The 16,929-nt window shown below is 62.7% G+C and carries 21 protein-coding genes and 1 tRNA gene; 13 read left to right on the plus strand and 9 right to left on the minus strand.

Annotated elements, in window-relative coordinates:
* Positions 1-969: 969 nt before the first annotated feature.
* Positions 970-1,707 (minus strand): Crp/Fnr family transcriptional regulator, encoded by a 738-nt coding sequence (locus C8J26_RS11620; protein WP_107958235.1) that lies wholly within the window; start codon positions 1,705-1,707, stop codon positions 970-972.
* A gap of 1,209 nt (positions 1,708-2,916) precedes the next feature.
* Here C8J26_RS11620 and C8J26_RS11625 point away from each other — a divergent pair.
* A complete protein-coding gene (locus tag C8J26_RS11625) occupies positions 2,917-3,321 on the plus strand; it encodes a LexA family protein (protein WP_107958237.1) in 405 nt (134 codons plus the stop codon).
* The gene (locus tag C8J26_RS11630) at positions 3,302-3,919 is read left to right on the plus strand and encodes a hypothetical protein (RefSeq protein WP_146168817.1); all 618 of its coding nucleotides are present in this window, start codon (positions 3,302-3,304) and stop codon (positions 3,917-3,919) included. Before C8J26_RS11625 ends, C8J26_RS11630 begins: the two co-directional genes overlap by 20 nt.
* Here the strand turns inward: C8J26_RS11630 and C8J26_RS11635 are convergent.
* Positions 3,896-4,141, minus strand: a complete 246-nt coding sequence (locus C8J26_RS11635) for a response regulator transcription factor (RefSeq protein ID WP_334000473.1) — start codon at positions 4,139-4,141, stop codon at positions 3,896-3,898. The two genes, C8J26_RS11630 and C8J26_RS11635, sit on opposite strands and share 24 nt — an antisense overlap.
* 432 nt (positions 4,142-4,573) lie before the next feature.
* Here C8J26_RS11635 and C8J26_RS11640 point away from each other — a divergent pair, with 432 nt between their 5' ends.
* The 4 genes from C8J26_RS11640 to C8J26_RS11650 are packed head-to-tail and all read left to right on the plus strand — an operon-like array spanning position 4,574 to position 6,010.
* Positions 4,574-4,840: a hypothetical protein gene (locus C8J26_RS11640; RefSeq protein ID WP_146168818.1), complete on the plus strand. Its 267-nt coding sequence runs from the start codon at positions 4,574-4,576 to the stop codon at positions 4,838-4,840.
* Positions 4,840-5,007 (plus strand): hypothetical protein, encoded by a 168-nt coding sequence (locus tag C8J26_RS20475; RefSeq protein ID WP_165391676.1) that lies wholly within the window; start codon positions 4,840-4,842, stop codon positions 5,005-5,007. Before C8J26_RS11640 ends, C8J26_RS20475 begins: the two co-directional genes overlap by 1 nt.
* Positions 5,004-5,642, plus strand: coding sequence for a DUF3164 family protein (locus tag C8J26_RS11645; RefSeq protein WP_056411395.1), 639 nt, complete (start codon positions 5,004-5,006; stop codon positions 5,640-5,642). The genes C8J26_RS20475 and C8J26_RS11645 overlap by 4 nt, the downstream gene beginning before the upstream one ends.
* A 5-nt stretch (positions 5,643-5,647) precedes the next feature.
* The gene (locus tag C8J26_RS11650; RefSeq protein WP_244185271.1) at positions 5,648-6,010 is read left to right on the plus strand and encodes an HNH endonuclease; all 363 of its coding nucleotides are present in this window, start codon (positions 5,648-5,650) and stop codon (positions 6,008-6,010) included.
* Between the two features lie 55 nt (positions 6,011-6,065).
* On the opposite strand, the gene C8J26_RS20105 is transcribed toward C8J26_RS11650, so the two are convergent.
* Both C8J26_RS20105 and C8J26_RS11660 read right to left on the minus strand, forming a co-directional pair.
* Positions 6,066-6,482 (minus strand): hypothetical protein, encoded by a 417-nt coding sequence (locus tag C8J26_RS20105; protein WP_146168819.1) that lies wholly within the window; start codon positions 6,480-6,482, stop codon positions 6,066-6,068.
* 47 nt (positions 6,483-6,529) lie between these two features.
* Positions 6,530-8,179: a hypothetical protein gene (locus tag C8J26_RS11660; protein ID WP_107958244.1), complete on the minus strand. Its 1,650-nt coding sequence runs from the start codon at positions 8,177-8,179 to the stop codon at positions 6,530-6,532.
* Between C8J26_RS11660 and C8J26_RS11665 the strand changes: the two genes are divergently transcribed.
* Genes C8J26_RS11665 through C8J26_RS20885 form a run of 3 tightly spaced genes read left to right on the plus strand, consistent with a single transcriptional unit; the run spans position 8,178 to position 9,495 of the window.
* A complete protein-coding gene (locus tag C8J26_RS11665; RefSeq protein WP_107958246.1) occupies positions 8,178-8,438 on the plus strand; it encodes a hypothetical protein in 261 nt (86 codons plus the stop codon). The two genes, C8J26_RS11660 and C8J26_RS11665, sit on opposite strands and share 2 nt — an antisense overlap.
* Complete coding sequence (locus tag C8J26_RS21085) at positions 8,435-8,569, plus strand: hypothetical protein (RefSeq protein ID WP_268796141.1); 135 nt, start codon at positions 8,435-8,437, stop codon at positions 8,567-8,569. The genes C8J26_RS11665 and C8J26_RS21085 overlap by 4 nt, the downstream gene beginning before the upstream one ends.
* A 41-nt stretch (positions 8,570-8,610) precedes the next feature.
* The gene (locus C8J26_RS20885; RefSeq protein ID WP_235516719.1) at positions 8,611-9,495 is read left to right on the plus strand and encodes a glycoside hydrolase family 108 protein; all 885 of its coding nucleotides are present in this window, start codon (positions 8,611-8,613) and stop codon (positions 9,493-9,495) included.
* Between the two features lie 872 nt (positions 9,496-10,367).
* Here C8J26_RS20885 and C8J26_RS11675 read toward each other — a convergent pair.
* Positions 10,368-10,652: a hypothetical protein gene (locus tag C8J26_RS11675; protein WP_146168821.1), complete on the minus strand. Its 285-nt coding sequence runs from the start codon at positions 10,650-10,652 to the stop codon at positions 10,368-10,370.
* A gap of 11 nt (positions 10,653-10,663) precedes the next feature.
* On the opposite strand from C8J26_RS11675, the gene C8J26_RS11680 reads away from it, so the two are divergent.
* A complete protein-coding gene (locus C8J26_RS11680; RefSeq protein WP_056411387.1) occupies positions 10,664-11,869 on the plus strand; it encodes a tyrosine-type recombinase/integrase in 1,206 nt (401 codons plus the stop codon).
* A gap of 212 nt (positions 11,870-12,081) precedes the next feature.
* Here C8J26_RS11680 and C8J26_RS11685 read toward each other — a convergent pair whose 3' ends face one another.
* The 4 genes from C8J26_RS11685 to C8J26_RS11700 all read right to left on the minus strand — a co-directional run bounded on the left by C8J26_RS11685 (position 12,082) and on the right by C8J26_RS11700 (position 14,028).
* Positions 12,082-12,969: a hypothetical protein gene (locus tag C8J26_RS11685; RefSeq protein WP_107958248.1), complete on the minus strand. Its 888-nt coding sequence runs from the start codon at positions 12,967-12,969 to the stop codon at positions 12,082-12,084.
* A gap of 298 nt (positions 12,970-13,267) precedes the next feature.
* Positions 13,268-13,344: transfer RNA gene (locus C8J26_RS11690), tRNA-Arg, on the minus strand.
* Positions 13,345-13,516: 172 nt separating this feature from the next.
* On the minus strand, positions 13,517-13,777 hold the full coding sequence (locus tag C8J26_RS11695; RefSeq protein ID WP_056411383.1) for an SWIB/MDM2 domain-containing protein: 261 nt from the start codon (positions 13,775-13,777) through the stop codon (positions 13,517-13,519).
* A 47-nt stretch (positions 13,778-13,824) separates the two neighbouring features.
* Positions 13,825-14,028, minus strand: a complete 204-nt coding sequence (locus C8J26_RS11700) for a hypervirulence associated TUDOR domain-containing protein (protein ID WP_056411381.1) — start codon at positions 14,026-14,028, stop codon at positions 13,825-13,827.
* Positions 14,029-14,147: 119 nt separating this feature from the next.
* Between C8J26_RS11700 and C8J26_RS11705 the strand changes: the two genes are divergently transcribed.
* Genes C8J26_RS11705 through fghA form a run of 3 tightly spaced genes read left to right on the plus strand, consistent with a single transcriptional unit; the run spans position 14,148 to position 16,480 of the window.
* Entirely contained in the window at positions 14,148-15,254 is a 1,107-nt protein-coding gene (locus C8J26_RS11705) for an S-(hydroxymethyl)glutathione dehydrogenase/class III alcohol dehydrogenase (RefSeq protein ID WP_056411378.1), read from the plus strand.
* 9 nt (positions 15,255-15,263) lie between these two features.
* On the plus strand, positions 15,264-15,647 hold the full coding sequence (locus tag C8J26_RS11710; RefSeq protein WP_056411377.1) for a VOC family protein: 384 nt from the start codon (positions 15,264-15,266) through the stop codon (positions 15,645-15,647).
* Entirely contained in the window at positions 15,647-16,480 is an 834-nt protein-coding gene (gene fghA / locus C8J26_RS11715) for an S-formylglutathione hydrolase (RefSeq protein ID WP_107958250.1), read from the plus strand. The genes C8J26_RS11710 and fghA overlap by 1 nt, the downstream gene beginning before the upstream one ends.
* The last annotated feature ends 449 nt before the right edge of the window (positions 16,481-16,929 follow it).

Below are 16,929 nucleotides of genomic sequence, written 5' to 3' on the forward strand. Positions count from 1 at the left end.
CGGTTGTTCGTTCATGAAGGAAGATTCTTACGCTGTGTCGTACGGCGCACCTATCCTATGTTTGGGACAGAATGTCTAACCTATGCATCGTCCGAGACTGGCGGCGGTATAGAACATGTTCCGCGCGAAGATGAGCGGAAGCGGAGTGGTCGGAATGGGCACGATTGCGGACCGTCCGCTTTGGAGCATAGTCGTTCGTTTAAGACCAAGCGATGCACTGTTGAACGTTTGCCCCGCCCTCGTTCGTGCTAACCGAGCAGCCGGGCTTTGCCGTCCTCACAAGGCCCGAGCATCTCGAGCGCCTCCGCGATCTGGATAGCTACCAGTGATAGGTCTAAGGCATCTGCCTGCGCCAAGGCATCCTCCAGGTCTTCGCGCAGGCGCTGAACGGGCGAGAGGGCGACTCGTGGCATGACGATGACTTAAACTATATCAAGATTTATGCTATCCCAGCCGTCATTGTTTACTTTCCTCGCCCCGTGTAGCTGAGACTGTCCGATCACGCGGTAAACCCGACTGGATGTCGCCTCATAAAAAGTGCCGGTTGGGAAAGGAAAGCTGTCAGGCTGCTTTGGATGAAAACTGACGCATATTGACGTTTTAGCGTTCAGTCTCAGCTTTACGCATCCGTTGGATAAGTGCGGCGATCCCACACAGCAGCCAGAAGCTGCCTCCCAGCAGCATTACTGTGCTGGGCGTTGGATCATCCCACCACAGCGACAAATGACTGGCGCCAATTAAGGCAGGTAGCCAGATGTAAACAGCGTACCGATCGGTATGGCGAGCCCGCATGCGGCCCTTCTACAGCCAATGGGAACGGACGCAAATACATGGTCGGGAATGGCCAGTAAGGAAAGGAGCGCAAACTGTCTGCTTACGGTATCAGGGATGGAGAGGTAAGGCGATAATAGCCGACATGGAACCGCTTAGCATTTAACGTTATATGTCGAGGTATCCACGCAGCAATAATTATTCAAAAAAATCATTGACTGTAAGAAATTGTTCTGAGAATTGACCAGCTTGCCTAAATCCGTCTAGATTAACTATTTTGTATTCTCTGTTTGTGTGATTGATTAACTCGCTTTCAACTAGAGACCTGATAGCCCTGTTAACGTGAACAGGTGTAATTCCGACGGCGTCCCCAATCTGCTCCTGCGAGATGGGCAGGTAAAACCGCAAACCATCATTCAAGCCGCGTAGCCTCGTTCTAGCAGCAAATTCGTTCAAGAAATGAGCTACACGAGTTCTTGCGGAACGCCCGCCTATATTTAATAGCCACTCCCGTAATTGGCGTGATTCTGCAGTAGTGATTAAATCTAAGGCCAGCCGAATGTATGAATGGGAGTCCATTAATGAATCAAACTCGGATTTTTGCACATACCCGATGCTAGATTTTTCCGCACAAACCACGTTATGGTCCAGATTATTCACAAATCTGTTTTCTGGATTAACTATGTCTCCAGGAATTATTAATGATACAATTTGCCGGTGACCGTCCGATGTCTGCTTTTGGCGGAATAAATACCCCGATATTACAAATGCATATTCTGAAATTGGCAAGCCTTCCCTGAATACGTAGCTTCCCGAATCGAAGGTTCTTGTTCGAGCTTTCAAACGGCCCAAAGCTCCGTCGTCAAAAACCTGTATCTGCGAATGCGCTAAGAGATTTTTTGCAAACAAACCGCGAGGGTCAATTTCTGAGATCAAAACGCAGTTCCCGTAATATCGGCGGGAGCATTGAGTCTCTCAGTTGCCAAGGGCCGTGCTCGATCAGCAATTTGTGACTCATACCATAGGTTGCCGGATAATACTTGATTGAAGTTAATCTTCACGGCGCCTTTACGGTACGGCGGCAGGTAAGGGTCGCCGTTCGGAGCAGATGGGGCAAATTTAAACCGGGAAAGATGCGCTGAACGAATGGCCGTTATCGGGAGTCATGATTTGTGACCGAAGCGTCCGGAATTGAGCGGAAGCGGGCTGGCCGGTATGGGAGGAAAGCGGTCTTATGATCGTTGCCAGCTGTTACCAGAGGATGTGGTCGGTGATCACGCCCGCCCGTACGAGAAAGCCCAGCGCCGCCCCGATGCAAACGATCGCTCCATACACAGCGATCGCCCGCGTTCGGCTGCGATGGTCCGTCTTGTAGCTCATTGTTCGTTACCTCGTGGCCTCAGTTGGCCGCGAAGATGAACGATCGCACCGCTGTCTGCAATTGGGCGGAAGCGGACGAGCACGGAGGCACGATCCATCTTTGATTGCGCTAGCTGTCGAGCGCTGCCTGCCAGGGGTATCGTTGGGGTACATCGTGGCATAGCCTCCTCGCAAACCGCAGGTTTCTGCGGGGTGTGATTGGCTGCGGCGGAGGGGGCCTCCGCCGCATAACATAGGGAAGCCACCGCGTGACGAAGACCGCCTACCCAAACAGTGGATGTCCGTGGTCGGAAGGCGACGAGCAAGTCATAGCCCGATGGGTTGCCACGAAGCATATCGCGGAAATTGCCGACTTGCTTGGTCGTACCCCGGCGTCGGTCTACGTGAGAGCACGAGCCATGGGGCTTAGTACGCGCCGCATTGCGCCTGGCTAATGCAGAGTGGTCGGGATGACTCCGATAGCGGCCTTTATGAGCGCCCCAACGACCTTCAGGTCCAGCTGGATCGCTAAGGAACGCAAGCCCCACAAGCCCTCAATTAGGTCCTGGACTGATCCTCGCTCATTCCGCCTCATCGCTGAGACTTGCAGCTGCCGATGAGACTGTCGACAACCAATGGTCGAATATAGGGTCCAACATTTGACCATCACGCCCGTCGTCTGGCTGCGTGGATCCTTCAGGTTGCGTTCTAATATGTAGTGCCCGTCATGGAGCTAGCGCTGAATCGTGATTCTCACTATGTTTTCCTAGGGGATTTGGGGGAACAATGGGGGCATATTCAGAGGTATTACCGGCAGCAGCTAGCCGTAAGCAGCAGGCGCTCGATTTCATATCCGAGTACATCCTCGAGCACGGCCGCAGTCCCGCAATGCGTGAGATCGCGCTCGCGCTCGACGTTAGTGACACCCGGGCAAAGGCCTTGGTGAAGAAGCTGGCATTCGAGAAGATGATCGAGCGCGCAGCTGGCGCGCAACGGGCGATCACCGTGCCCGGGTTGCTCGAGCGGCAGTTGCTTGATCGGATGCGTCAGCTCGGCGTCGTCGTGAACGAGGATTTCGCGAACGCCGATCGCGTGCGGCCGTTACCACAAGGTCATCTCCCGCTCGTGGCGATCCTCGAGCATATCCCTGACGTCGACGCCGGGGATCTCCATGCCACACCTACCTACTGACCAGGCAGCGCCTGCTCTCACAACCGAACGCGAGCAACAGCGCGTCGCGCACCTGGTGCTTGGCGAGCCGCGTCCGAAACCCAAGGGCGCCAACCGGCGCAAGAAGGGCAAGGCGGCGGCGACGGTGACGCTCGTGCCTGGCATCGAGGAGCGCGTGCAGCTGCGCGAGCGCTGGTCGCACAAGACGAACGGCACGGCTGAGACGCACGAACACGCTGCTGCGCAAGCGCGACGTGAGGGGTCGCTCGCCCGCCTCGTCGGAACCGGTGCGATCGACGCGCACCAGCTTGCCGCGGCGGATCAGATCGCCGAGGCGTACCATTCCATCACGGCCGAGGTTGCGGTGCGCACTGCGAACTTGGAGCCGCGCAGCTCGGGCGGCGGTCCGCACAGCGCTTCGCACGCGCCTATCGCTGCCGTGATTCGTGAGCGCGCATACGCCCGTTGGCGTGAGGCGGTCGCTCCGCACGGTGCGATGCTGCTCGCGATCATCGTGGACGACATGGCGCTGACGACGGCCGCGCGGGACTGGCGGCTTTCCAACCGACGGGCCCGATCGCTCCTGGTCTCGGCGTTAGACAGCTGGAAGCGCTGCTAGCCAGTTATCTCGCATAACGACCGCGATCATATGAGCCCTGTTCCGAGTCCGTGTCTTAAGTCGCACATTTTCGATGTGGCGCTCGACGGTACACGGCGCGATGCTAAGCTCTTGAGCGACCTCTTTGGCCGAGCGCCCTCTAGCGACAAGCCGGAACACTTCTTCTTCGCGAACGGTCAAATGTGGGATTGCAGAATATTGCATTTCGTCCCTCCAATTCATTGCCAAGGGTGGCTAGAAGATTAGCAGCCATCGCCCCCGCGACGCAGGCATTCTGCGCGCGCTCTATTAGCAGATCGTCGGCAACTGGCACGAACTAGCAGGATTAAATACATTCCCGATTCGCGCGTTGTTAATATGACACGTTGCCAAATGTTAATAAATAAGGCACGGACCTAACCTCGTGTGATAAACGTACAATGGCGATTTAGTGGACCGAACCTGTAAGTCGCTCGACGTGTCCAGTTCAAACCAAAAAGCTCCCCTATCTGATGGAGGGCATGGCCAAAGTTTGGGGGTGACCTTTGGGGAACTTCCCACAAGGTCACCTCCCCAAACGGTCACGTAACTCGCAAATCGACCCCGCCACAGCTGTATCCGCTGGCCGCCGCCCGCCCCCTTTGTGCGTGCGTCCTACGTGAAGGGAGATCTGATATGCGTCACGATGTTCCCCGATCCGGTGCAGTGGCCGCCCAGTCGAACTCGAACCTGGCCGATCAGCTCGAACGCATCACACCGCGGTTCGATGAGCTGACCCAACGAGTGCGGCTGGGCGTTGTATCTTCGGACGATTACAACGTCCTCGAGGAGCAGGCGCAGGGCATCGCCCGCGACCTGCTCGCCGCCTTCCGGGGCAGCGCCACCCGCGCTACCCGGCCCCCCCTCTATGTCAGTGCCGATGGCACGAAGGCCGGTTGGTGATGGCAATCCCTCGCGAAGCGATTCAGCGCGCGGTCGACGCGGGTCATCCGGATCATGCCCTGGTAGGCGTCCCGGTGAGCCTATTGCGCGAGATCCTCAGCATCCTCCCGGTCGCGACGATCGCCGCGCGCGTCGCGCCACCCGCCAACCAGGGCGCACCAGCATGAGCACCGCCAAGCACCCCGCCGCGGTCGACGTCGCCGGCACCCCGTATCTTCGTGACGCCAAGGGCAGCCTGGTCCCGCTCGCCGCGGTCAAGCCGGTCGACCTGCTCATGGACGAGACGGTGCGTGCGATCCTGACGGACGCGCGCGAACTGTCCGCCCTCATTGCCGCGTTCAAGGCGCGGACGTTCGAGCGCGTCGGCGCGTTCCAGGCGCTGCTCGCGCAGGAGTACGGCACGACCGTCGGCGGGAAGAAGGGCAACATCACGCTGCTCACCTTCGACGGCCGCGAGCGCGCCCAGGTGCAGGTCGCGGACCTGCTTGAGTTCGGCCCCGAGCTGCAGGCCGCGAAGGTGCTGATCGACGAGTGCCTCATGGGCTGGGCAGGCGGCTCGCCGGTCGAGCTGCAGGCGATCGTCAACGGCGTCTTCCAGGTCGACAAGGAAGGCCGGATCAACCGCGCTGAGCTGTTCCGCCTGCTCCGACTCGACTTCACCGACCCGCGCTGGCTGCGCGCCATGGAGGCGATCAAGGACTCGATCCGCGTCATCGGCTCGCGCACCTACGTCCGCTTCTACGACCGGCCAGCGCACGACGCGCCGTGGCATCCGGTCACCATCGACTTGGCATCGGCGTAACCACCGTGGGGAAGCTCAAGGCCGTCGGCAGCACGCTCACCAGGCTCAAGCCGACGATGGGCTCCCTTGCGCCCGTCGAGCGCAGCGCCGACGCCTACCGCCGCCTCTTCAAGCCCTGGCACAAGTGGTACAAGTCGGCGCGCTGGCGTGCGCTGCGCGTGCTCGTATTCACTCGCGACCTTTACACCTGCCAATGGCCTGGCTGCGGTTTCACCTCGGCCGACACGTCGCGCCTGGTGGCGGACCATTGCGAACCGCACCGCGGCGACGAGCGTCTCTTCTGGCTGTTCGCCAACCTGCAGACGCTCTGCAAGCCGTGCCACGACAGTCGCAAGCAGCGGGCGGAACGCGCAGCGCTCCTAGCCTGATCGCGCGGGGCAGGGGGGTGGGTCGATCCCTAACGGGGGCCGACCCGCTGGACCCCTATGGCTCCCACGCGGAGATTTTTTCCTCCTGGGCGATCCTGGGTGCGTACTTTCGGGGCGGGGGGCTGAGCGATGGCGACCCGCAAAACACCTGACGAGTGGGCGCAAATCGAGCGCGAATACTTGTCGAGCGACGACTCGATCCGGGAAATAGCTGGCCGGTGTAGCCCATCACCGTCGCGATGTTCGACAGCATCGCCGACACTTCCGGATCGCTCAAGGCGAGCGCCTCGGACTGGCTGGACGATACCGTCGCGAACGGCGTGACGGTCGCCGCGGTGAAGATCGAGGTCAGCGCAGCCAGGCCGGCGAGCCGCGCCTGGCGCGCAGCTTCGCGCTCCTGCCAGGCCACGAAACTCTTGCGGTAGTTCAGTTCGTCCAGGAGCGCCTGGTCCTCGGGCGTGAATGTGGCCACTTTACTCTCCTCTGTTAAATTGTCCGGCCGCTGCTGCGGCCGTGGGGTCAGCCCTCGACGGCGATGATCGACAGGCGCTGCGCCACATTGCCCGAGCTGTTGGTGTATCCGCGATTGAGACCCAGGCGGACCGTCCGATCGGTCGCGACGAGTTGGGGATCGTTGACCGTGAAACCGCCGCCCATCGTGAACGTGATCGTCGCGCTACCTGGTGCGTCACCGATGACCGGGGGATTGCCGACGAACGTCGCCGTTTCGGTCGTGTAGCGATGCTCGTCGAGCTGCTCCAAAGCCGAGCCGCTGAAGGACCGCGCAAGCGTGACCGTCGTCGCAGCGCGTTCGAACGTCGCCACGCCGAACTCGTCGGAATTGGCGTTGTAGGTGTTCGCGGCCTGGCGGTATTGCTGCAGGCCAGCTTGCGACGCAGCGTAGGTCGCCTTGACTTCGGTACGATACGCCCAGCTGGCGAGATATTTGACAGTCCCGCCGTTCGATCCGAACGGACCGACCGCGGCGAGTTCCTGTGTGCCGGTGCCGCTCGATGCCGAGCTGTTCTTCAGCTGGCCGGCCGATAGCGAACCGCCGAAATATGCGGAGCCATCGGTCTTGATGTACTGGAGCGCGTTCGCCTCGGTGCATAGCGCGGTGCTGCTAAGGCTCGGCCCGACCCATTCGATGAATTGCCGGTTCGAACCAAAGCCGACACCCGACACCTTCATGACCGAGCCGTTGTTGAAGCTGATCCCGTTGTCGCTATCGATGGTGATCGTCTTGCCGCCCGCCGTCTTCTGCGCCTTGATCGTGCCGACGATATTGAGGTCGGCGCCGAAGTCGATCGCCGCGCCGTTCGTGGTGTCCGATCGGATCGTCATCGATGCCCGACCGCCTGGTGAAAGGGCGGAGATCTCGACGCGGGCCGCGGCGAGCTTGCTGGTGGCGCTGGCGACGGCAGTCTCGACGATCCCGGTACGCGCCTCGACGTTGCCCGCCCTCGCCTCGACGTTCGATGTCCGCTGCGCCAGCGCGCCGTAGATGTTGGTGAGCGTGGAATTGACCTGCTCGATGCGGGCGGCATTCGTCGTGGCATCGATGCGCGCCTTACGGCCGTCGATCTCGCCCTGGTCGGCCGGCCGGATAAGCGCCTTGTGCCAGATCGTGCGGACGAAGCCGGTGCCGTTGCCATACGAAACGCCGAAGCCTTCCCAGCCAGCCATCAAATAGAATTTGGCGTCAGCAGCCGATGGAGCACCGTTGTAGAACAGGATTCCGAACTGCCGGCGCGTACCGTTGGGCGCGGCCCCCGCAAAGAACGAGCCCGACCGCACATCCGAGGTATCGAGCTGCTCGGAGAAGAGGAAGTTGAAGGCGTAGCCGTTGGCTAGGTTGATATGCGCGCCGGTACCATTCCAGTCGCCATCCTCCATGTAGATGTCGAACTCGGCAACGTGCCACCCCTTCGCCAGCGTGATCGGCTGGACGATGCCGGAGTTCGGACCGCCGCGATCCATCTGCAGAGCGGGAAGGCCGGTGTAGAACGACGCGGTCGTGCTCTTGCCGGTGTAACCGCCCGGCGCGCGAAACCAGATCGCCCATTCGGGCGGGGCGTTGTCGTTGGTGTTCGTGTCGCCGTTCCACCCCGGCGTCCCAAAGTACGCATTACGGCTGAGCGCACCTTGCGAGAAGCGCGAGGCGAGCATGGCCGTGGTGTTCGCGGACGATGCACTGGCCGACGCCGCAGCTGCACTGGTCGCGGCCCCGCTTGCGGTCGTCGGCGGCATGTTCCGCGCTGACGGCAACCGCTCCGCGCAGATCGATACCAACACCCGTCGTATCGAAGTGCTCGAGGCCGCCAACCAGGCCAAGACCGATCTGCTGACCAAGATCGACGGCCGCACGATCCGGATCGAGACCAAGCTCGAGATGATGGCGCCGGCGCCGAAGATGGCCGCGCGATGATCGACGGTCCTATGCTCATGATCCTGGCGGGCGCCGCGATCCAAGGAATCCCGCCCGCCTGCCGGCTGATCGTTCATATCCGACGTCGCCCGCGCGCCGCGCCGGCGCTGGGCTCACCCGCCCGCACCTGATCCCGCCGGCGGCCGGCCGCCCCCCCTCACAGGAGATACCGATGAAACTCGACGCCATGCGTCGGGTGCGTGACCTATGGTCGCGCGCCTGGCCGCTGTGGTCCGTGCGCATGTCCGCGCTCGGCGCCATCCTCACCGCCTTTGCCGCGGCCGCCCCCGACACGCTGCTCCAGATCTGGAACGGACTGCCCGACGACATTCGTGCGGTATTTCCTGAGTCGGTTGCGCGCGTGATTCCGACGCTGCTGTTCGTCGCGACGATCTTCGTGCGCCTGATCCCGCAGAAGCCGGCCGGTGAGCGCAAGAGCCTGTGGAAGTCGATCACCGGCAAGGTCGCGCCGAAGGCGGCCGGCGGGATCGCGGCGATCGCGCTCGCCATGATCGCCAGCGTGATCACGATCGAGGGCGGCTATGTGAATCACCCGGCCGACCCAGGCGGCGAGACGCACATGGGGATCACGAAGGCCGTCGCCGTGCAGAACGGCTACACCGGGCCGATGCGGACGCTGCCGCGCGACGTGGCGGAAAGCATCTATTACAAGCGGTACCTGGTGCAGCCCGGCTATGCCGCCCTGGTGCCGATCGACGCCGCGGTGACGGCCGAGCTGTTCGACACGACCGTGAACATGGGGCCGGCGCGCCCGTCGACGTGGTTCCAGCAATCGACCAACGCACTGTGCGGTACCAAGCTGGTGACTGACGGCCGCGTCGGGCCCGGGACGATCGCGGCGTACCGCGCGTGCCAGGGCAAGCTCGGCGCCAGCAACCTGTGCGTCGCAACGCTGGTCAATCTCGATCGCGCGCAGGCCGCGGAATATGCGCGCCTGGTCCGCGTGAATCCGAAGCTGAAGGTCTTCTATAAGGGCTGGATCGCGCACCGGATCGGCAACGTTGATCGCGGCCGGTGCAAGGTCGCAACGTCGTGACGCGGATCCGCGTCATCGTCGCGCTGGCAAGGCGCGCTGATCTTCGTGCTTTCGAGTAGCTATTGCGGCGTCTGCGCCGGGGTATCGCCTACCCAAAAGTGGGGTACATGCCCCGCTGAAACCTGCGAGAAAGCGTCATTGCGGCGGAGGGTTTCTCCGCCGCGGCAATGTCTCATCTTGGTGGCTAGCTGCCGTCCGTGAACAGTGGCTTGTCGGCGGAGAAAGGAACCATGCTTCGGGGTTCAGCTCCCTCTGACCTACGCTGATACTCTTCTGCCATATCTGCGTGGATTTTGCGTATCGCCGGGTCTGATGCTTCGGAAGCCGATATGCGTTCCGTCGCGGCACGTCGAGCAAAGTAGGCGCGGTCCTGGGCATCGAACATGGTAACCTCCTAACACCCAAATTTCAGCATTGCGGTCAGTCTGTTGTCAAGAGGCCCTCCAGAGCGGGCATTCTGGCCGCTTTTGGGCGAAAGCCGCCGGGGTATCGACCGGTCAAATCGGAGGTATCGTCGCGGTTAGAACCGGCAGGATAGCGTCACTGCGGCGGAGGGGACCTCCGCCGTCAAGCTCAGTTTCTGACCCTGGTAGGGTCCAGCGGGCGGAGAAGATCGATGATGTCGTGCAAACGCGCAGCGATAAGCTCCAAGTCCAATAGTTCTGCCTCTACCACACCGCTCTCGAGGATACTCAAAAGCTTCGCGGCTCGGGATAAAGGCGTTTTTTGCATCAGCGCTTCTGACTGCTGACTCGCTACGCGTCGCCATCATATGAGGGACGCTCACAATCTAATCTGTGTTGAGTTCCGCACCGATTGCGGGTGGACTGGCTATTTTCGGGCCAGCCGGTCCAGGCGGCGAAGCGTTCATTTCAATGCAGGCGAGTAGCGCCTTTGTCGTCGTCGACCGCCGAGCTCAAGGCATCGAGGATGAGCGGAAGCGCTCGCTTCATCTCTGAAATTAGCGCGGCGTCAGCGCGGTCCTGACTATGCGGCGATCCGCTCATGATCATGGCGATGGGATGATCGCCGCTATCGTCTGCGTCGATATAGACCGTGCCATCCACTTCCGTTGCCGCCCAATCGCCAGGCGTAGCAGCGCTCAAAAGTTCGCGCAGTCGCTTGATTCGCGGTCCTAATTTTTTCCTGTCCACCATTGGAGCATTCTATGCTGACCAACGCCGCGGTGAAAGCCGCGCGGCCGCGCGCGGCCCCCTACAAGCTGTTCGACCAGGGCGGCCTGCACCTCTATGTCGCGCCGACGGGCCGGAAGTCATTCCGGATGAAGTTCCGCCTCGGCGGGAAGGAGCAGCTGCTGACGATCGGCGCCGTGCCCGAGGTGACGCTCGACGCCGCCCGTGCCCGGTGCGACCAGGTGCGCGAGCAGCTCGGCCGCGGCGAGGATCCCCGGACGTGCGAACTTGCGCAAACCGGCCAGGCTCGTGCTTTCGAGCACGTCGCGCGCCAATGGCACACCCACATGCGCCTGCGTTGGACGGACGTGCATGCCGGCGACGTCCTCGCCAGCCTCGAGCGTGATGTGTTCCCGGCGATCGGCGCGATGCCGATCGGCGCCGTCACTGTGCCGGTGATTCTGAACGCGCTGCGCGTCATCGAGGAGCGCGGCAGCCTGGTCACCACCGGTCGCGTGCGTCAGCGGATCTCGGCCGTATTTGCCTATGCGATGGCAGAGGACCTGGTCGACCAGGATCCCGCGGCGATCGTCAGCCGCGCGCTCACCCCGCCAGCGCCGGCACAGCACCATCCCGCGTTGCTCGAGATCGAGGACGCGCGCGCGCTGCTCGCCGCGGCCGAGCTGGTCGACGTCGCGCCGATCGTGAAACTCGCATCGCGATTTCTGGCACTGACGGCGGTCCGTTTCGCCGCGGTACGCGGCGCGCGCTGGGAGGAGATCGAGGATCTCGACGGGGCTGCGCCGCTTTGGCGGGTACCGGCCGCGCGGATGAAGCTGGCGGCAGCAAAGAAGCTCGATGCGAAGAACGATCATGCGGTGCCGCTGTCGCGCCAGGCGGTCGCGCTGTTGCGCGAGGTCCGGGCAATTATGCATCAGGACGATGCAAATATGCATGGTTTGATCTTCGATTGCGGCGCCGGCCGAATGATCGGGGAGAAGTCGATCGGCACGCTGTACGATCGCGCCGGTTTCGAGGGGCGGCATGTCCCGCACGGTTGGCGCGCTACGTTCTCGACGCTGATGAACGAGAAGGCGCAGGGAGCAGATGGCGATGTCGTCGAACGGGCTCTGGCACATACGCCGAAAGACAAAGTGAAGGCGGCTTACGATCGCAGTGCTCAGCTTCAGCGACTGCGCGACCTGTTCCAGGAGTGGGCGGATCTGTTGGTCGACATCTGATCAGCGCCGCATACGCGACGCAAGAAAAGAACAACCACTTTCGTTCACTCCCCCCTCGACAGCCCGGGGCGGCGCAAGCCGCCACGTTCCGACAGCCGGATCTTGGCGGTCGGGTCCTTGAGCCATGCCGTTTCGGCTTTGGGGGAGAACAAATCTACGCCGGCTTCGCGTTCAGCGAAGACGTTCTTTTTTCATTATAAACCTAGAAGCTTTCATACTCGGCCAAGATGTCCGTCTGAGGCAAGAAGGGAGGCACCGAAGCCGGCAATAGTGCGGCGGAGTTCAGCGACGTCCTTCGACGGAGCGGGCTGCACGGCCTGCTCAGGCTTGGCAGCGGCCTTGGTGATCCCGAACCGCAGGCGCCGTCGATCGCGCAGCTGGACGAAGCGCTGGTAGACCCGCTCCGCCATCCGTTTCTTGAGATCGAGGAAATACGCGTGGCTCGTTTGCACCCGCTGCTTCACCGCGGGATCGCTCCGGCGTGATTTGGTAGTGCTGCGGCTGATCCATGCGAGCAGCCCGTGATGCCCGAGGCGGCGCAACGCTCGACCGACGCTTTTCTCGGAGCATCGTGCCGCGACCGAAATCTTCGCCCAAGACGGAAACCAGCGCCCCGAGCCCGCGAAGCACAGAAAGTTGAAAACCGCTTCGTATACCGCAACGTCAGTGCGGGTGATCCCAAGCGAATGCTTCTCGAGGTCCGCCTTGATCGCGGCCAGCGCGATCCGGATAGCGGCGGGGCGACCGTTCGGACGATCGGCGTCGGGGCACCCCATCAGTTCCTCCAGCTCAGCTGACAGCACCTCACGTTCATGCTTGAGCTTCTGCTTCGTGCCCCGCGGAAATTCCGCGGCATGTTCCGCCTGCAGCTCTTTCGCTACCGCCACCAGGGACTCGACGGTCGAGATCCTTTCAGCGGTCGACTCGAATCGGTTGCGGTCCCACGGTTGCGCTGCTGGTGCGGCCTCATCGACGCAGCCGCGGCGAACCTGTGCGTCGGGTCCGCGATCGCGGACTGATCCGTCCGCAGCTTTAGCGATGGTGCCTGCGATCTGGCCGAAGCCCCGCAGCGTAGGTGTGGAAGAGAAGGTAAGCGACATCGTGTCGGCTCCCGGAGGGAAGTCGATGGGCGCACGAAAGCGCCAGCTGAATCGGTGTGTTCAGCCGCGCGGACGTGTTTTGGGGTGGTGGCGCGCCAGTCAGAGCGGGCGCTGGAGCCTCATCAGGCTAAGTATTGGGAGGTGGAGCACGCGCGACTCTGCGTCGCCGTGCAGTGGCACGACGGCGGAACGGGCGGAGAACATAATGTGCCGCCGACTGTGTCGGGGCGAACCGTAGCTTGTCGCGCGTTTCGCGCTTTGCGTAGGACCAGTTTTCCGCAGAAATCCGCGGAAAAGCTGGTGCCCCCGGCGAGATTTGAACACGCGGCCTACGGTTTAGGAAACCGTCGCTCTATCCGGCTGAGCTACGGGGGCATCGGGTCGCGCAATACCGCGGTCGTTGGCGACTATCAAGCGTGGGGCAAGCTTGGGGAGATCGCGCGGACGTTAAGCCGGGCGCGAGTTGATCAGGGTCGGATCGACTCGGTATCAAGGGCGGCGGGTATCGCGTGAATCCCCGCCGCCGCTTGTCGTGCAGTGCTGGCGGTTAGGCCTTGACGTGCTGCGAGATGTACTTGTTCATCTCGAACATCGTGCACTTGTCACGCCCGAAGACCTTCTTCAGCTTCTCGTCCGCGAGGATCTCGCGCTTGTTCTCAGGGTTCTGGAGGTTGTTGGCCTTGATGTAGACCCACACCTTGCTGATCACTTCGCTGCGCGGCAGCTTGTCGTTGCCGACGATCTCGCCGAGCTCGGGAGAGGGCTGAACGGGGGCGTGGATGCCGCCGGTCTTGGGAGCTGTAGCCATAAGCATTCCTTCCTGTTGCGCGCGTGCGTTTGGCACTGCGCGCGTGGTCACGCCTTGGTGAGCGCGTCCGCCTTGTGCGCTGCCTTGCCGCCCTTGTCACTCTTTACGATGAACTGGGGCTCCTCCTTGGAGGCCTTGACGGTGTGGCCCTTGATCGTCGTGTCGCTCGTCTGTTTCTTTTCGACGGTGCCGTGCGCTTCGCCGCCGTGCGATTTCCAAGTGACCTCGTCGCCCTTCTTTGGATCCTTCATCGTCGCATCTCCTTGATTTGCAACGATCAACCGCGGGACTGCGCGATTGGTTGCATCGGCGGCGGGTTGCGAAGGGGCGAGCCGCGGGGCATCAGGGCGGCAATCAAGGAGACCGACCGATGAAGACCCGCGCCGCCGTTGCGTTCGAGGCAAAAAAACCGCTCGAGATCGTCGAACTCGACCTCGAGGGACCGAAATCCGGCGAAGTTCTCGTCGAAATCATGGCGACGGGCATCTGCCACACCGACGCCTACACGCTCGACGGGCTTGATTCGGAAGGGTTGTTTCCGAGCGTGCTGGGCCATGAAGGCGCTGGCATCGTCCGCGAAGTGGGCGCGGGCGTGACCAGCGTCGCGGTCGGCGATCACGTGATCCCGCTCTACACGCCCGAATGCCGCCAGTGTAAGTCCTGCCTCAGCGGCAAGACCAACCTGTGCACCGCGATCCGCGCGACGCAAGGGAAAGGGCTGATGCCCGACGGGACGACGCGGTTCAGCTACAAGGGGCAGCCGATCTTCCATTACATGGGTTGCTCGACCTTCTCGAACTTTACCGTGTTGCCCGAGATCGCGGTCGCCAAGATCCGTACCGACGCGCCGTTCGACACGAGCTGCTATATCGGGTGCGGCGTGACGACGGGGGTCGGCGCGGTCGTGCACACTGCGAAGGTCCAGCCGGGCGATACCGTCGTCGTGTTCGGGCTCGGCGGGATCGGGCTGAACGTGATCCAGGGCGCCAAGCTCGCGGGCGCCGGGATGATCGTCGGTGTCGACATCAACCCCGACCGCGAGGAATGGGGCCGGCGCTTCGGCATGACGCATTTCGCCAACCCGAAGGAGGTGGGCGACATCGTGCCGCACATCGTCGCGCTGACCGACGGCGGCGCGGACTTTACCTTCGATGCGACGGGCAACACGACTGTCATGCGGCAGGCGCTCGAGGCGTGCCACCGCGGCTGGGGCACGTCGATCGTGATCGGCGTGGCCGAGGCGGGCAAGGAAATCTCGACGCGGCCGTTCCAGCTCGTCACCGGGCGCAACTGGCGCGGCACCGCGTTCGGCGGCGCGCGCGGGCGGACCGATACGCCCAAGATCGTCGACTGGTACATGAACGGCATGATCGAGATCGACCCGATGATCACGCACCGCCTGACGCTCGACGAGATCAACAAGGGCTTCGACCTGATGCATGCCGGCGAGAGCATCCGCTCCGTCGTGATCTACTGAGGAGCGGCCATGTTCACGCATATCATGCTCGGAGCCGACGATATCGCGGCATCGAAGGCGTTCTACGACGCGGCGCTGGGCGCACTCGGCGTGCCGGCGGGTGTTACCGATGAATGGGGGCGGGTAATCTACGCGCATGCCGGGGGCCGCTTCCTGCTGACCAAGCCGATCGATGGCCAGCCGGCCAGCCACGGCAATGGCAGCACGATGGGGTTCGCTGCCGCCTCGACCGATGCGGCGGATGCGTGGCACGCCGCCGGCCTCGCGCATGGCGGCACCGCCTGCGAGGACCCGCCGGGCGTGCGCGAGGCGACCGGCGGGCGGAAGCTGTACCTGGCGTATTTGCGCGATCCGTCGGGCAACAAGATCTGCGCGCTGCACCGGGTCGCGTGATGGAGACCGTCTCCACCAGCAAGGCCTATGGCGGCATCCAGGGCGTGTACCGCCACGCCTCGACCGCGACCGGCACCGACATGATGTTTGCCGTGTACGTCCCGCCGCATGCCGAGGGTGCGCGGCTGCCGGTGCTGTGGTTCCTGTCGGGGCTGACGTGCACGCATGCCAACGTCATGGACAAGGGCGAGTATCGCCGCGCCTGCGCCGAGCTCGGCGTGATCCTGGTTGCGCCCGATACCTCGCCGCGCGGCGACGACGTGCCCGACGACGAGGCGTATGACTTCGGCAAGGGGGCTGGCTTCTATGTCGATGCGACGCAGGCGCCCTGGGCGGCCAATTTTCGGATGCGGTCCTATGTCGAGGACGAGCTGCCCGCGCTGATCGCGGCGCAGTTTCCGATGGCGGATATGGGCCGTCAGGGGATCACGGGGCATTCGATGGGCGGCCACGGCGCGCTGACGATCGCGTTGCGCAATCCGGATCGGTTCAGGAGCGTCTCGGCGTTCGCGCCGATCGTGGCGCCGTTGCAGTGCACCTGGGGTGAGAAGGCGCTTGGTGGGTATCTTGGCCCCGATCGGATGGCGTGGCGGTCCTACGACGCGTGCGCGTTGATCGCGGATGGCGCGCGGGTGGCGGAGATCCTGGTCGACCAGGGTGACGCGGATGGCTTCCTCGTCGAGCAGCTCAGGCCGGAATTGCTGGCGGAGGCGTGCGAGGCGGCGGGGATCGAGCTGACGCTTCGGATGCAGCCGGGCTATGATCACAGCTATAATTTCATCTCGACGTTCATGGGCGATCATGTCGCCTGGCATGCCGAGCGGTTGGTGTAGCGTCGGGTCGGGCAGAATGGCTTGAGGTAGCCGTCGGACGTTTTCGCGGCCCCACTCCGTCATCCTGACGAACGTCAGGATCCAGAGCCAAGCAGCGCAGCATGTGTAACCCTGGATCCTGACTTTCGTCAGGATGACGAAGGCGGCGGCGCGTAAATCCTTCCCCGCCAGGGGGAGGTGGCTGGCTCTTGCCGGACGGAGGGGGAGGGTAGGAAGACCCCCGTTGCGTGTCCTCCCCCTCCGTCGCTTCGCGCCACCTCCGCCTGGCGGGGAGGATCGTCAGCGGTTTGAACGGTTGCGCCCGCCTGCTCCGTCATCCTGACGAACGTCAGGATGACGGGCGGGGGGGCGTAAATCCTTCCCCGACAGGGGGAGGTGGCTGGCTCTTGCCGGACGGAGGGGGAGGGTAGGAAGACTCCCGTTGCTTGTCCTCCCCCTCTGTCGCTTCG

Source organism: Sphingomonas aurantiaca (assembly GCF_003050705.1).
Taxonomy (GTDB): domain Bacteria; phylum Pseudomonadota; class Alphaproteobacteria; order Sphingomonadales; family Sphingomonadaceae; genus Sphingomonas; species Sphingomonas aurantiaca.

What these genes read in the sequence shown, in the direction of transcription:
- C8J26_RS11710 (WP_056411377.1), top strand. Translation starts at nt 15,264, where the DNA reads ATGTTCACGCATATCATGCTCGGAGCCGACGATATCGCGGCATCGAAG.
- C8J26_RS11685 (WP_107958248.1), bottom strand. Translation starts at nt 12,969, where the DNA reads ATGTCGCTTACCTTCTCTTCCACACCTACGCTGCGGGGCTTCGGCCAG.
- C8J26_RS20885 (WP_235516719.1), top strand. Translation starts at nt 8,611, where the DNA reads ATGAAACTCGACGCCATGCGTCGGGTGCGTGACCTATGGTCGCGCGCC.
- C8J26_RS11635 (WP_334000473.1), bottom strand. Translation starts at nt 4,141, where the DNA reads ATGAATTGGAGGGACGAAATGCAATATTCTGCAATCCCACATTTGACC.
- C8J26_RS11625 (WP_107958237.1), top strand. Translation starts at nt 2,917, where the DNA reads ATGGGGGCATATTCAGAGGTATTACCGGCAGCAGCTAGCCGTAAGCAG.
- C8J26_RS11705 (WP_056411378.1), top strand. Translation starts at nt 14,148, where the DNA reads ATGAAGACCCGCGCCGCCGTTGCGTTCGAGGCAAAAAAACCGCTCGAG.
- C8J26_RS20475 (WP_165391676.1), top strand. Translation starts at nt 4,840, where the DNA reads ATGGCAATCCCTCGCGAAGCGATTCAGCGCGCGGTCGACGCGGGTCAT.
- C8J26_RS11645 (WP_056411395.1), top strand. Translation starts at nt 5,004, where the DNA reads ATGAGCACCGCCAAGCACCCCGCCGCGGTCGACGTCGCCGGCACCCCG.
- fghA (WP_107958250.1), top strand. Translation starts at nt 15,647, where the DNA reads ATGGAGACCGTCTCCACCAGCAAGGCCTATGGCGGCATCCAGGGCGTG.
- C8J26_RS11665 (WP_107958246.1), top strand. Translation starts at nt 8,178, where the DNA reads ATGGCCGTGGTGTTCGCGGACGATGCACTGGCCGACGCCGCAGCTGCA.
- C8J26_RS11640 (WP_146168818.1), top strand. Translation starts at nt 4,574, where the DNA reads ATGCGTCACGATGTTCCCCGATCCGGTGCAGTGGCCGCCCAGTCGAAC.
- C8J26_RS21085 (WP_268796141.1), top strand. Translation starts at nt 8,435, where the DNA reads ATGATCGACGGTCCTATGCTCATGATCCTGGCGGGCGCCGCGATCCAA.
- C8J26_RS11630 (WP_146168817.1), top strand. Translation starts at nt 3,302, where the DNA reads ATGCCACACCTACCTACTGACCAGGCAGCGCCTGCTCTCACAACCGAA.
- C8J26_RS11675 (WP_146168821.1), bottom strand. Translation starts at nt 10,652, where the DNA reads ATGGTGGACAGGAAAAAATTAGGACCGCGAATCAAGCGACTGCGCGAA.
- C8J26_RS11680 (WP_056411387.1), top strand. Translation starts at nt 10,664, where the DNA reads ATGCTGACCAACGCCGCGGTGAAAGCCGCGCGGCCGCGCGCGGCCCCC.
- C8J26_RS11695 (WP_056411383.1), bottom strand. Translation starts at nt 13,777, where the DNA reads ATGGCTACAGCTCCCAAGACCGGCGGCATCCACGCCCCCGTTCAGCCC.
- C8J26_RS11660 (WP_107958244.1), bottom strand. Translation starts at nt 8,179, where the DNA reads ATGCTCGCCTCGCGCTTCTCGCAAGGTGCGCTCAGCCGTAATGCGTAC.
- C8J26_RS11700 (WP_056411381.1), bottom strand. Translation starts at nt 14,028, where the DNA reads ATGAAGGATCCAAAGAAGGGCGACGAGGTCACTTGGAAATCGCACGGC.